This is a genomic window from Bacillus pfraonensis (assembly GCF_050768835.1).
Taxonomy (GTDB): Bacteria; Bacillota; Bacilli; order Bacillales; family Bacillaceae_G; genus Bacillus_A; species Bacillus_A pfraonensis.
Genome location: NZ_JAHCDO010000009.1, coordinates 40580 through 54350 on the forward strand (window position 1 = coordinate 40580; position 13771 = coordinate 54350).

Sequence of the window (13771 nt, forward strand, 5' to 3'; positions counted from 1 at the left end):
AATAGATTTTCATACATTCGGATATAGATGTGCATTATGTTTATACCAATTTACAGTTTTAATAATACCTTCTTCAATACTTATGCGTGGTTCCCAGGAGAGCATACTTTTAATTTTATTAATATTAGGTTTAGAAATTCTTCTTTCATTCGTTCTATAGGATAATGCACCATAATTGGGTCTTTTATCGGTTTGTAAGTGTTTAAAGAGTAATTCTACATAATGTTTTAAAGGGTAAATTTCTCCACTTCCAATATTAAAAATCTCATTTTGTATAGAATTATTTTCAATTGTTAGCATACAAGCATCTATAATATTATCTACATAGCAGTAATCTCTTAATTGATTACATAGGGTTAAATCTACAGTTCTATTCCGCAATACTTGTAAAATAATATAACAAAAAATTTTATGTGGTTCTTCACCTTCTCCAAATATTCCAAAAGGTCTTAAGGTGATAAGGTTAGTATTATTTTCAGCAGCAATTTGATGGGCAAGTATAGTGGCTGCTGCTTTGCTACTTCCATAAATATCTACCGGTGTTAATGCCATATCTTCATGAATAGATTCTGCTTTATCTCCATACTCAGAACTGCTTCCAATATTAATAATCTTTTTGCAATCTATAGACTTTGCTGCTTGAATAATATTAATTGTACCTAAAACATTCGTTTCAATGGCATTCATGTAATCTGTATGAGCTGAATTTACCCCATATGCAGCGAGATGAAAAATATAATCTGGACGAATTTGTTTTATAATATTTTGAACTTGTATCTTATTGCGTATATCTACTTCATACAGTTTGACATTTTTTAATACGTCTTTAAGGCGCCACGTGTTAGATGAATGTCTTGCCAAAATAACGATTTTTGCTTGTGATCTTAGTAATCTTCGTACTAAATGAGAACCAATAAAACCGTATCCGCCAGTGATAAGAAACGTTTTATTTTCAAAATTATAAATTCTATTCATGGAATTTCATTCGTCTCCTTAAAAATTTTTTAGGTGAAGGGAATAAATAATTTTACTTAGTTGTTTTGTAAAGGTTAGAAAATAATGCTATTTGTATAAAAGAGAGAATGGACTTTATCTGAAATGTGAGGTAGGGTATTGGAAATAGTTTTTTACTGAGGAATTATCTAATTGTCCAGCAAATAAAGGAGTAAGAGAAAAAGCAGTATTAAGTATGCGACATGTATTTCTTATTTTTTCGATATAAGGGATATAGATATATTCTAAAATTGATTGATCAATTTCTACAGGTTCTTGTTTCCATAAATCAAATTCGTTTTTATTAATAATTTGCATACTCCCAAAATGGAAAGCGATTAATTCATCTTGATCTATAAAAATCTTGCTTTCTGTTTTTGTTATAGAAGAATGATTATTTAAAATTAGATTCCAAGGTGCAGCATTAATCCCCTTATGAGTCATGATTTTGATATTCGAAAATAAATCAGGGATGTGATTTAAATATTTTTGATCTCCCCATCTATTCATCTCAATATCATATACATCTTTACAATATTCTAGGCACTTATCTTTCCACCATGTTAAAATATCTTTACAGTTTTGATCATTTTTAAATCCTATTAAACCCGCCTGATACATGCCATGTACATTTTCTAGTTCAGCAGTACCTCTCTGTGGACAAAGAAATACAGAATATTTCCACCAGTCATCAAGAATTATGGTAGGCTTTGTAAAGAAAAACATATCTGCGTCACAATATATAATGTGATCGACTTCAGAATAATATTGAAGAATATGGAGGCATAGAGGAGCTTTTAATGTCCAACAGTATTCCTGCAAACTTCTTTCATTCTTTATACTTAGGAGTTCTTGATTTTCTATGTCTTTCACATGGATCAGTATAGCATTCTTCAATTTTAGATTTGTTAGAATTCGATAAGTTAAATTGTCCATACAGCAGATCCACATTATAAAATCGGTACCGTGGCTTTCAAGGGAATAATAGCAAGTTAGGCCTTGAATTAAACGTTTTTGACTTATAATCATTGAATAATTCATAAAATGATTTGATTGATTCATGTTTCTTCTTAATTGTGAATCTTTATATAAAGTTTGCGCTGCACTTATGTCTTTAACACTTAACAGGCGCTGTGTTTTGTCACCTAATTTTTTTGCTAATTTTGTGAGGATAAACTGAATTTCTTCTAGATAAGGGGTATAGATAAGATGCAATATATTATTTGGTATTGAAATTTTACCTAAAGACCAAAGGTCAAAATCTTGTTCATTGAAAATGGTAATGCACGCAAAATGATATACAATTAGTTTATCTGTTTCGATGTATATCTCATTTTGGTTTTCATCAATTTTATAATTGTTATTATAAATACAATTCCAAGGTGCAGCATTTATACCTAGATTTCTGGAGATTTTTACTTTTGGGAAATAAATAGGGATAAAATCTAAATATTTTTGGTCACCAAATTTTCCGTTATCAGGATTAGCACTACACCAATCTAAGCATTTATCTTTCCACCATCGTACGCTCTTTAATCCGTAGAAATCGTTTTTAAATCCAATTAATCCAGCTTGATATTTTCCATATTTTCCTTCTACCCAGTCAAGGTCTCTCTGTGGACAAAGATAAATAGAATTGTCATCCCATTCTTTAAATATCATGTTAGGATCAGAGAAGAAATATAAATCACTATCACAATAAAGAACAGATGGCAAATTATAATTTACTAATAAATATTCAATAAGTACGGACTTTAAAGTCCAACAGTATTCACTAACTGTCCTATTTTTTTTAATATCTTTCAAAGTTGTATCCTCTATATCACCTACCTGTAAGAGCTTTACATTATTCAAGTTCATTTCTTTCAATATTGAATACACAAACACATCTATACAACAAATCCATAATGTGAATCTTTTTGAATTTTTCATTAGGGATTGCTGTAAAGCAATTATTTTCAAGGCGTATTCTGTTCCAACTATGGCACAAAAATGGTTTTCGGAGTGAGGCTGTTTATTATGAGGTTGAGGATAGACTTGTTCGCTTGTAGATTTTTTGGAGCGATCAATAGCTGAAGCATCTGAAGATAATGGGAAATCTTTTTCTACTTTAGAGGGAGTATAGCGGTGCGGCCAATTTTTATTTCTCTTGTTAAAACGCAATGTTTATTCACTCCTTTCAACTATTTTTGTTAGGGTTCCAGCTTTCATTTGCATCTTTAAGATCTTTTGGTGTATCTATACTAATCCAATAATCATTGTGCTCATAAACTGCAAGTTCCTTGTTTTTTATTAAATTTAGTAGAGGTTCTTCTTCAAGCATACAATCGTTATTATTCAAATAATTGAATATTTCTTTGTTAAATACAAAAAAACCTCCATTTATTACAGCATTCAATAGCGGTTTTTCTTTGAAATCCACAGCAATCCCGTTTTCAATCTGTAAAAGACCATATTGACTACTTTTTTTAATACCAGTTAATGTTGCGACTTTTCCTTTGTCTTTATGAAATTGTATAAGTTCGTTAATATTTATTGTTGCTAATCCGTCACCATAAGTTAATAAAAACATCTCATCCTGTATATGCTTTTCAAGCTTTTTTAATCTGGTTCCGGTCATGGCTTCAATCCCTGTATCTATAAATTTTATATTCCACTGTTTTGGTTCTTCAAGCAACTGGTACTGATTATTTTTTAAATCTAAATTAAAATCATGTTCTTTCCATGTATAGTTCATGAAATATTCTTTAATTTTTTCACCTCCATATCCCAATGGTAGGACGAATTCATGATGTCCAAACTTACTATACCAATCCATTATATGCCAAATAAGAGGTTTTCCTTGAACTTGAACTAATGGCTTTGGAATATCTTTGAGAATTCCCTGCATCCTTAATCCCTTTCCACCACACAAAATTATGACTTTCATTAAATTTTTACCGCCCTTCAGTTTACATTGCTAATTTAAATTATGTAATCCATTTATAGCTTGTATCCACCAATGTACAGACATTTATAAAAAAATAAAAAAAATAATAATCAAGTCATTATAATTATTGTGAATTTAATAGGGAGTTCAGATAAAATATCCCCAATAAGGTTATTATATTATAAGGTTTTTAAGATTTTATAATAACTGTATCAACAAAAGAGAAAAGATTAAAAAGGATAAAATATATGAATTTAGCTAATAAAAATTCCGCAATAGGTGTATTAGACTCCGGAGTTGGGGGATTAACAGTTGTCGAAGGAATTATTTATCATTATTTCGATGTGGGGTGTAATTGATTTGACTGAATCGACAACTTATATGTATATAATGGTTCGTACCATTATGTTACGAATTGGATTAAGTTTCATTTCGATGCCTTTAAATACAGCAGGTTTGAATGCTTTACCAAGAGAATTGGGTTCGCATGGTTCAGCAGTAAATAATACCATTCGCCAATTAGCAGGTGCTGTCGGAACCGCAGTTGTCATCACGGTGTATACAATTCAAGCAACTTCTCATGCTTCGGAGTTATCTATGGAAAATGGAAATATTTCAGCTATGCAACTAGCGAAACTGTCTTCTATCTTTAGTTCAAGTGATGCCTATGTATTTATGTTATTCTTATCTTTTGTGGCATTAATTTTTGCATGTTTCATGCCTAAAAAAGTAGCAATTCAAAAAGGCGAAGGTGAATCACATAATTAAAATCATTAACATGATTATTTATTGTATATAAATAGAAAAATAAACTATTAAAAAATAGTTGTAGACTCAAAGTGCTTTCTGTATATGAAAGCACTTTTTACTAACTTTCCATTGTTTTTAGTAGAGGCATATTCAATACGAAATCGCGAATTACATTCTTAAATTCTTCTTGATTTTCTAAGTAAGGATGGTGTTTAGTTTCTAAGGTAGCGATGGACATATGAGGGAACTTAAATTTCTTATAATGATCTGGTCCGATAGCATCATCATATTTTCCGTTCATTACAAGAGTGGGTACAGAAATTTCACTCGTGATTTGAGTATAATCTTTAAAGAATTCAGGAGATGCGTGTACATAGTTACGAAAATCAGGGCGATGTTTCAGTTCTTTATCTAAGTCTTCAATGATTTTATGATTTTTTCTATCCATGAACTGCAAATCGTAATATTTTCTCATTTCTAGTAACTTTTCAACAATCGCAAAGAAATCTTGATAGAAAGACTCGATAGACTCATAAGTATCCAATACAGTTTCTTTCCCTAACCATTTTCGTCCTATGTTCATTTGGTGCAGGTTTGATTCTCGCTTGTTTAGTGTACAGTTTATCAAGATTAAACTTAAGACACTGTTAGGGTATTGCTTCGTGTAGTTACTAGCTAAAATACCGCCAAATGAGTGCCCCATTACAATCCATTTGTCTATATTTAATTCTTGTCTTATTTCCTCTAAATCTAAAAGTAGCCTTTTTAATGAGTAGTCTCCCTCTGGAGCAAGTGAAGAGCGACCACAACCTCGCTGATCAAGATAATGCATTTCCATAAAGTTTTCTAAAAGAGAACCACCTGTTTGTTCAAAAGGATAACTCCAATAACCAGGTCCTCCATGTAAGAAAATGCAAGGTATTCCTTGTCCACTTTTACTTATATGTAAAGTAACACCATCACTTGTCATTACATTTTTCATTTATGAATCCTCCTTAAGATAAACTTTTTACTATTAATAGTTCGTGATTACTCATTCAAAAACCTATCTTAAACGACTTCTATATCGTATTCGTGTCAGGTTTTATGTAAGTATAAATACATATTTATTGTAGTAAGTGTATTTTCTAAGAATTGTCCTTATTTCTGTATGAACTCGTATATTTCTTTGTACGCCCAAAAATGTTTCTCGGGAAACCCTATTTGTTTCATTACTCGAATCGCTTCAACTAAGGCTTGCTTAGGATGTTCAACGGCTCTTAAAATGAGATATAGGGTTTCCTATTATAAATTAGATGTAAAATAAACTCATGATGTTTGTAAAAAAAGTTGTCTAAATGGTGTTTTTAACCATACCACTAGTGAAAGAAAATACATATGTAGTGGACCTTTTGAGATAGATATAATTATGTGAAAATGATGGTAAGGAGGGCAAGGAAGTGTTTAATGATTTTGAGTTTGGAGACAACCGCCCAGTTTATATTCAATTAAAGGATCATTTGAAAAAAATGATTATGAAAGGCCAACTATTGGAGCATCAGAAGCTCCCATCTACCCGAGAATTAAGCAAATTATTATCGGTTAGCAGAACGACCATCCTTACCACGTACGCAGATTTAGAGCAAGAAGGCCTAATTTATGCGATAAAGGGAAAAGGAAATTTTGTAGGAAAAGTCGATGCATCCAAAACGCCGTCTATCGAACTAAATTGGGAAGAAAAGCTTAATGAAGTAGCTTTTCAAGCTGATGAATTGGATTTAATGAAGCACGGTGTTCGCTGGGAAAAAGGCATGATTTCGTTTAATAGCATTGCCCCAGATGAAAAGCTTTTTGATGTCGAAAATTTCAAACGAGCTTTTTTGACGAGGTTATCCAATGAAGGAGATATCATTTTGAACTACGGATATGCCAAAGGGTATAGACCTTTAATTCATTATCTTCTTCAGTACATGGAAATGAAAGGAGTAGACATTTCCAATAAAGATATTCTCATTACGAACGGCTTCACTGAGGGGCTTGATATTTTATTGTCTTCCCTAGCTAAAAAATCAGGGCGTATTATTTGTGAAAATCCTACCCATCATACAGCATTAAAGCTGTTTCGATTACATGGATATGAAATCCATGGGATAGAGATGAAGGATGATGGGATTGATATTGAAAAAGTTGAGAAAAGTTTATCTGAAACAGATTTTGATTTTGCCTATCTAATTCCCTCCTACCATAATCCTACTGGGATTGTCACCTCCTCCGAAAAAAGATCTGAAATGATGAAGCTTTTTTCAAAATATCAAATTCCAATTGTAGAGGATGGCTTTAATGAGGAGTTGCGTTATTCAGGTTCACATTTAGCGCCGTTAGTGACCTTTTCTGGATCCGGGAACAACGTTATTTATATTAGTAGTTTTTCAAAAGTTCTTTTTCCGGGCTTACGTGTCGGTTGGATTTTAGCGGATAAGAAATTAATCCACTACTTGGAAAGTATGAAAAGGGCACGTAATATTCATACATCCACATTGGATCAGGCTGTATTGTATCAATATTTACAAGATGGTTATTTTGAAAAATATTTGAAAAAAGCTAAGGCCATTTATAAGAAAAAATATGAACTAGCACTTCGTTCTTGTAATCAGTACATTCCATTTAAAAGAATGACTGGAGATGGAGGACTTCATCTTTTTATAGAGTTAGAAGAAGGAATACAAGCACGTACACTTTTGAAAAAATGTTATGAAAAAGGAGTTGTTTTTTCTCCTGGAGATGTTTTTTACACAGATGGAAAGGGAAGCAATACATTTCGGTTAGGGTTCTCCAGGTTAAAAGAGGAAGATATTCTTAATGGAATTAAGATAATCGGTGATACGTTGAAAAATGAATATGAGGAGTTGGAAAAATGAAAGTTGGCGTTATTATGGGAGGCGTGTCCTCTGAAAAACAAGTGTCTCTCATGACGGGGGAAGAAATGATTGCGCATTTGGATAAGAGTAAGTATGAAATAGTGCCTATTACATTAAATAATAAAAACGAGCTTGTTGAAAAGGGAAGTAATCTTGATATTGCATTGTTAGCACTTCATGGAGAATATGGGGAGGACGGCACGATTCAAGGTACACTAGAAACGCTAGGTGTTCTATATACCGGAAGCGGCATGCTAGCAAGCGGTATTTGTATGGATAAAAATCTTTCGAAAAAGATAATTCGTTATGACGGGATTCAAACACCAGATTGGATTCATCTTTCAAATAGGGAAGAGCTTCAGCTTGATGAAATCGACAAGATGGGATACCCATTAGTAGTCAAACCAAACGCAGGTGGTTCTAGCGTAGGAGTAAAGCTTGTATATGATAAGGAGTCGTTACTTGCTTCCCTTGATGAGGTATTCAAGTGGGATGCTGAAATCGTGATTGAAAAATATATAAAAGGTGAAGAAATTACATGTTCTATTTTGGATGGAGAGCTTTTACCGATTATTTCGATTCAACATGCGGCTGAATTTTTTGATTATCATGCGAAATACGATGATGTCGCTACGATTGAAGAGGTTGTAGAACTTCCACCTGCAACATATGAACGTGTCGCTGAAGCTGCAATGGCGTGCTATCGAACACTAAAATGTAGTGTTTATGCGAGAGTAGATATGATGATACAAGACGGAATCCCGTATGTGATGGAAGTGAATACATTGCCGGGGATGACAAAAAATAGCTTGCTGCCTAAAAGTGCCCATGCGGCGGGAATCTCTTATAGCAAGCTATTGGATACCATTATTGAAACATCCTTACGGGTTAGACGGTGCGAAGGTTTTAATCGCGTTAATACTGTTTAAACGCGATTTATAAACTGAAAATTACGATAAAATCATTGTTTTTAGTTACTCAGTTTATGTAGGTCCATGTGAATACAAAAAGTTTCTGATAGTTGTATGAACAAAAAAGTATCTCGTTTTTTCTATCATTCGCTAAATATATAAGATTATTGAAAAGGATAATAAACAAAAATTCTATGCTCATATATTTTTTCTAACATGTAAATCGGATGACGGTGTAGTCAATTCAGAAGTTGTACCGAATTTTTGTGTTAGAAAATGTAAAGATACTATGATTACACCTAGGGGGAATTATGCATGACCGATTGGTCTCAATTAGATAAAGAATATGTAATATCGGCGTATCACCGCATGCCTGTTGCTATAGAAAAGGGAGAAGGTTGTAAGCTTTATGATGTGAATGGTAAAGAATATTTGGATTTATTTTCTGGTGTAGGAGTGAATATATTAGGCTACAATCATCCTAATCTTATAAAAGCTACCTTTGAACAAAGTACGAGATGTTTACATCTTCCCTTTCATTTCTTAAACCCAGCAGCTATTGAGTACGCACAAAAATTAGTGGAACATTCTTTAAAGAACGGGAAAGTCTATTATACAACCTCTGGTGCAGAGGCTACTGAGGCAACCTTAAAATTAATCCACAAGTACAGACAGATAACAAATCAAGAACGTGATGGTGTGATTGTACTTAAAGAAAGCTTTCACGGACGTACATTAGGTGCTCTTCACTTTACGAGACAAGAAAGTATATATCAAAATTTTCCACGCACGTCTATTCCTATATATGAAGTGGAACGAGAAAATTTAGAGGAATTAGAAAGAACGATACGCAAGGAAAATCCAATTGCTATTATGCTAGAGCCAGTATTAGGAAGTGGCGGGGTATATCCTTTGTCGGGTGAATATTTAAAGGGTGTGGAAGAGCTTTGCAGACAGTATAATTTGTTATTTATTGTTGACGAGGTGCAAAGTGGGATAGGGAGAACGGGAAAATTGTTCGCTTATCAGCATTTTGATATTATACCTGATATTATTCAATTTGGTAAAGGAGCAGGTGGCGGTACACCGTTAGGAGGGATAATAGTAGGTTCACGACTTTATGATATATTCTCACCAGGCGATCATGGAACGACATTTGCACATTCACCGATTGGTACAGCTTTAGGTTTAGCTGTATTAAAAACATTAATTGACGATGGTTTAATGGAAAAGTCTTATGAAATGTCACTATATTTAAATACTAAACTTCAAGAAATTCAGAAGGAAAACTCTTATCTCATAAAAGAAGTACGTCATTGTGGGATGATGTTTGGAATTAGTATTCATGATACGAATGAAAATGTAAAAAAACTACAATTAGAATTATTGGATAAAGGAATGTTAGTCGATGTTACACAAGGGAATGTTATTCGTTTACTTCCCCCTTATATTATTACAAAAGCTGAAATCGATGAATTTATTCAGCAATTTATTTCTTGTATCGCCAAATCAGTTGCATTGATAGGCTAATGGTTCTTCTATTTACGATTGTGGCGTTTGAATAAAGTCGTACTGTTATATCCCTTTAGCTATTATTATAGTTAAAGGGTATTTATTTTGATGAAAGGTATTGAACAGAAGAATAGAGTGTTTTGGTTCATCTTTTTTCACACACTCTAAACCAACAGTAAATTTACTATTTAATAATCTGGAAAGTACGAATGAATGAAGGGAAGGTGTTCGTATGAGTAATCCAAAGCATTATGTTTCAGCGGGGGTAGTTGTTGTAAACGACGAGGGAAAGATCCTGTTAATTCGTGGCCCGCGTAGGGGTTGGGAGCAACCAGGAGGGCAGGTTGAAGAAGGAGAATCCATTCAAGACGCTGCTATTAGGGAAGTGAAAGAAGAAACAGGAATTGATATTCATGTGACAAGATTTTGTGGTATATATCAAAATCTAAGTTCAGGTGTTTGTGCGACTTGTTGGCTAGCAAAACCGATAGGTGGTAAGTTGGAAACAAGTAATGAGAGTTTAGAAGTCGGATTCTTTACGGTTGAAGAGGCTTTACAGATGGTGACGTGGTCAAATTTTAAAGAGAGAATCGTAAAAAGTTTAGATGAAAAAGAGCAACCTTTTTTTGTGGTGTTTTAATCTATAGTAGTAAGGATATAGTTTGATAAAAAACAGAGAGAGGCATAGTTAAATAGACTAAACTAAGAAGAGGATATTATGTTCAATATATGAGCATATATCCTCTTTTCTTATACATATTAGATTAGTTATACAGACATTGAAAATATAGTTCGGTATGTATAGAATATTCATAAAATAATGTGCACTTCAAACGGGGGACGTAGCCCATAGCGGGAGGCGTAGTGAGGTCTTTAGACCGAGCGTTAATATTTTTTAGGGGTGAAGTGCGATGAGGATACAAGAGGTTCTCATAGAGAATAACAACAAAATATACATATTACTGGATCAAGAAGGATTCCCTGTAATGCCTGTTATGAAATATATAAAGTATTTAGATAAGACAAGAAAAAGACCTAATACTCAAAAAAACATATTGTTATTCCTTAAAACATTTTTATACCTACTTAGAAGAAATAAACAAAGATTACAAGTTTATTAGATTCGAAGATTTAGTTGAATTTGTGGGGTGGTTAAGAAGCCCCAATCAGAGTTCAAATGTCACTCCTCTTCAACAAAAGAAAGCAAAGCGAACGGAAAAAACAATTAATCATACAATTACCGTTATAGCGAACTTTTATGACTACCTCTACCAAAATGAAGAAGTACAAAATGACATGATAGAAAAGTTAATGAAGCAAGTTTGTGGAACTAAAGAAACATCATAAAGAAAATTGTGGGATTTTTAAAGGCAATAGGTACATAAAAAGAGAATATATTTATTAATGCTATTTGAATTACTGAAAGGAGAGAGTAGAATGAAAGATAAATTATTGAGGGTTGGAACTATTTATATTCCTGTTACCAATATAGAACTCTCTTCAAAATGGTATGTAAACAAATTAGGTGCAGAGTTAAGCCATAAAGAAGAAGACAAAGCTATTCTTAACTTTGCAAACCAAAGTTTTTTTCTTGTTAAATCCCAAGCAAATCAAAGCTTAAATTTTTATGATTTTTGTGATGAAGAGCGCTTCTCTTTAACATTTGAAGTTAATGGTTTAAATGCACTTGAATCAATTCATAGTGATTTTATTAAAAAAGAAATAAAAGTTGGAGAAATCGAGAACAGAGGACACACTGGAAAGAACTTTGTTTTTTATGATTTAGATGGTAATAAATTTGATGTTTGGAGTGAATTAAGTCCCATCTTCAAAGAAAAATATCTAATATCGTAATAAGAGATTTTGATCATTCAATAAACGGTGGATTTTCAGGAATTAATATGGTGGCAACTAAGTTAAATCATTATTCCGAAATCGGGCCAGATTACGGAATAAAACGTAATTGGTATAGTGAATAGTTTGTGAAGTATTTTACTTAAACTAACGGGGCAGGTAAGTAGAGAAGGATAAAGAAGACTCATTAGGTTAACCCCTCTTCTTTGGCATTGAATGCTACTCATTTGAACCCGTATTTTGTACATTTTAAGTGACATTATTAATGGCATTCGTTGTTGCAGTAATACCGAGGGTTAGTATAGTATAAACAACTTTTTATCGATGTTTCTGTGGGGATATAGATGGGATTATTCTTTCTATTTTAGGACCGATTAATTATACTATAGTCGGATTTTTTCTTGTCTTTTAACTTTGAAAGATTACACTAAACAGTGAGGAGATTGGTTGTATGCAAGTTGTAACCAAAATGTTTTTAGAACAACTCGACATGCATTGTCATGAGAATGATTGGTTTGCATCTATGGATCAGGCGCTTCATGGAGTCAGCGCAGCTGAGGCAGCATGGACAAGTTCGGGAATCAGCAATTCGATTTGGCAGATTGTCAACCACTTGATATTTTGGAATGAAGATGTAATCCATCGAATCAAGGTAACAGAGAATCCGCATAAGGCAGAAGACAATGAAGAAACCTTTGGAAATCCGGGGGATCCAGAAGACGAAATTGGGTGGGCCCAGACAGTGCAGCGCCTCAATGAAGTCATGAATAAATTAAAAACGGTCATTGCGGACCTTGACGATGAAAAGTTAAAAGCTCCGTATGCAGCTAACAGGTACTCTATTGAGCGTTTACTCAGCAATATCATGATGCACGATACATATCATCTCGGCCAAATTGTTCTGTTGCGAAAGTTGCAATCCTCTTGGGGCGGCGTTGATTGGTCCTAAAGCACCATAATTCAGCGACATTCCTCGCCCAGTCGTAGAAGCAGTATTGAAGGTGTGAGACTCCTTTACATTCTCTATATGGTGAAGCGGGTGATTTTCCTGCTTTATGGATGGCTAAACGGGTGTGATAGTCAAATAAATTAGAACGTATTTGCAGAGAGATTTTTCGCATATTTCATTGTTTAACAGTCGGGCGCTTTTCTTAAATAAGAAGGCGTCTTTTTGCATGTACAACACAATAGGAATTGAGTTTAATGAGCCGTAAAAAAAGATTGTGAAGTCCTGTACTTAAAGTAAAGGGGTGCTTTTCTTCAATAAGCATATTCAACAATCGGGCGCGATTGTTGAATAAGAAAGAAGATTACATATTAGTCATATAAAATATGTAATCCCCTTTAATTTATTTATCTTTTTTTAATTTAGGTCTTGATAAACTCATCTCTCTCTGTTTTTTATCTTGCACTAACAGGTAATTATGCCCCAATGATTAAAGCATCACTCTATCTGTTGTTAGAGCTGCATCCTACTATTTTTCATAGGTTCATACGTCCTATCCAGTAGCAAATTATAAGTTAGGCCAAGTAACACTAAAAAGCCCTCGATTATTTTGCCGATAGACACATCACCTGAGTCGAAAAAATCAATTATAACTCCCATAAATAATTGCCCTACAAAAATCAATAACGTTAAATAGAAAGATGAGATTTTAGGAGTAATATAGTTTGATAACACAATTACAATAACACCTACTAAACCTCCTAAATACACTACAAACGGTATAGATTGTAATGTTACAGTTGATACGTAAAGAGATTCATTGCTAAAGAGTAAAAATAAAAAAGAAAAAAACAATCCCGTAATATAATTAAAAAATGTTCCTTGGAAAATTCCAATCTTTGCTGCTAAGTTAGCATTAATAATTCTTGCAACTACAATAGAGATTCCAGCGAGTATGGCGATGCAAATATATAACATA

Annotated in this window: 11 protein-coding genes and 2 pseudogenes; 8 read left to right on the plus strand and 5 right to left on the minus strand. The window is 33.2% G+C overall.

Annotated features, from left to right (window positions below; translation table 11 throughout):
• Positions 1–9: 9 nt before the first annotated feature.
• From KFD70_RS10055 to KFD70_RS10065, 3 genes are all read right to left on the minus strand, one after another.
• A complete protein-coding gene (locus KFD70_RS10055) occupies positions 10–975 on the minus strand; it encodes an NAD-dependent epimerase/dehydratase family protein (RefSeq protein ID WP_336452414.1) in 966 nt (321 codons plus the stop codon).
• Positions 976–1089: 114 nt separating this feature from the next.
• Entirely contained in the window at positions 1090–3156 is a 2067-nt protein-coding gene (locus KFD70_RS10060; RefSeq protein ID WP_431613170.1) for a glycosyl transferase, read from the minus strand.
• 16 nt (positions 3157–3172) lie between these two features.
• Positions 3173–3922, minus strand: a complete 750-nt coding sequence (locus KFD70_RS10065; protein WP_336452412.1) for a sugar phosphate nucleotidyltransferase — start codon at positions 3920–3922, stop codon at positions 3173–3175.
• Between the two features lie 330 nt (positions 3923–4252).
• On the opposite strand from KFD70_RS10065, the pseudogene KFD70_RS10070 reads away from it, so the two are divergent.
• Positions 4253–4690 (plus strand): annotated as a pseudogene (locus KFD70_RS10070) (MFS transporter); the annotation flags it as partial.
• A 100-nt stretch (positions 4691–4790) separates the two neighbouring features.
• Here KFD70_RS10070 and KFD70_RS10075 read toward each other — a convergent pair.
• Positions 4791–5654, minus strand: coding sequence for an alpha/beta fold hydrolase (locus KFD70_RS10075; RefSeq protein WP_336452411.1), 864 nt, complete (start codon positions 5652–5654; stop codon positions 4791–4793).
• Between the two features lie 457 nt (positions 5655–6111).
• Between KFD70_RS10075 and pdxR the strand changes: the two genes are divergently transcribed.
• The 7 genes and pseudogenes from pdxR (at position 6112) to KFD70_RS10110 (ending at position 12795) form a co-directional block, all read left to right on the plus strand.
• On the plus strand, positions 6112–7569 hold the full coding sequence (gene pdxR / locus KFD70_RS10080) for a MocR-like pyridoxine biosynthesis transcription factor PdxR (RefSeq protein ID WP_336452410.1): 1458 nt from the start codon (positions 6112–6114) through the stop codon (positions 7567–7569).
• Entirely contained in the window at positions 7566–8498 is a 933-nt protein-coding gene (locus KFD70_RS10085; protein ID WP_336452409.1) for a D-alanine--D-alanine ligase, read from the plus strand. The genes pdxR and KFD70_RS10085 overlap by 4 nt, the downstream gene beginning before the upstream one ends.
• A gap of 297 nt (positions 8499–8795) precedes the next feature.
• The gene (locus KFD70_RS10090; RefSeq protein WP_336452408.1) at positions 8796–10010 is read left to right on the plus strand and encodes an aspartate aminotransferase family protein; all 1215 of its coding nucleotides are present in this window, start codon (positions 8796–8798) and stop codon (positions 10008–10010) included.
• A gap of 214 nt (positions 10011–10224) precedes the next feature.
• Positions 10225–10632, plus strand: coding sequence for an NUDIX hydrolase (locus tag KFD70_RS10095; RefSeq protein WP_431613171.1), 408 nt, complete (start codon positions 10225–10227; stop codon positions 10630–10632).
• A gap of 271 nt (positions 10633–10903) precedes the next feature.
• Positions 10904–11315, plus strand: a pseudogene (locus KFD70_RS10100) (site-specific integrase); the annotation flags it as partial.
• Between the two features lie 114 nt (positions 11316–11429).
• Positions 11430–11846, plus strand: a complete 417-nt coding sequence (locus KFD70_RS10105; protein ID WP_336452406.1) for a VOC family protein — start codon at positions 11430–11432, stop codon at positions 11844–11846.
• 451 nt (positions 11847–12297) lie between these two features.
• Entirely contained in the window at positions 12298–12795 is a 498-nt protein-coding gene (locus KFD70_RS10110; protein WP_034642114.1) for a DinB family protein, read from the plus strand.
• 510 nt (positions 12796–13305) lie between these two features.
• Here the strand turns inward: KFD70_RS10110 and KFD70_RS10115 are convergent.
• Positions 13306–13770 (minus strand): DMT family transporter, encoded by a 465-nt coding sequence (locus tag KFD70_RS10115; protein ID WP_336452405.1) that lies wholly within the window; start codon positions 13768–13770, stop codon positions 13306–13308.
• Position 13771: the final 1 nt, after the last annotated feature.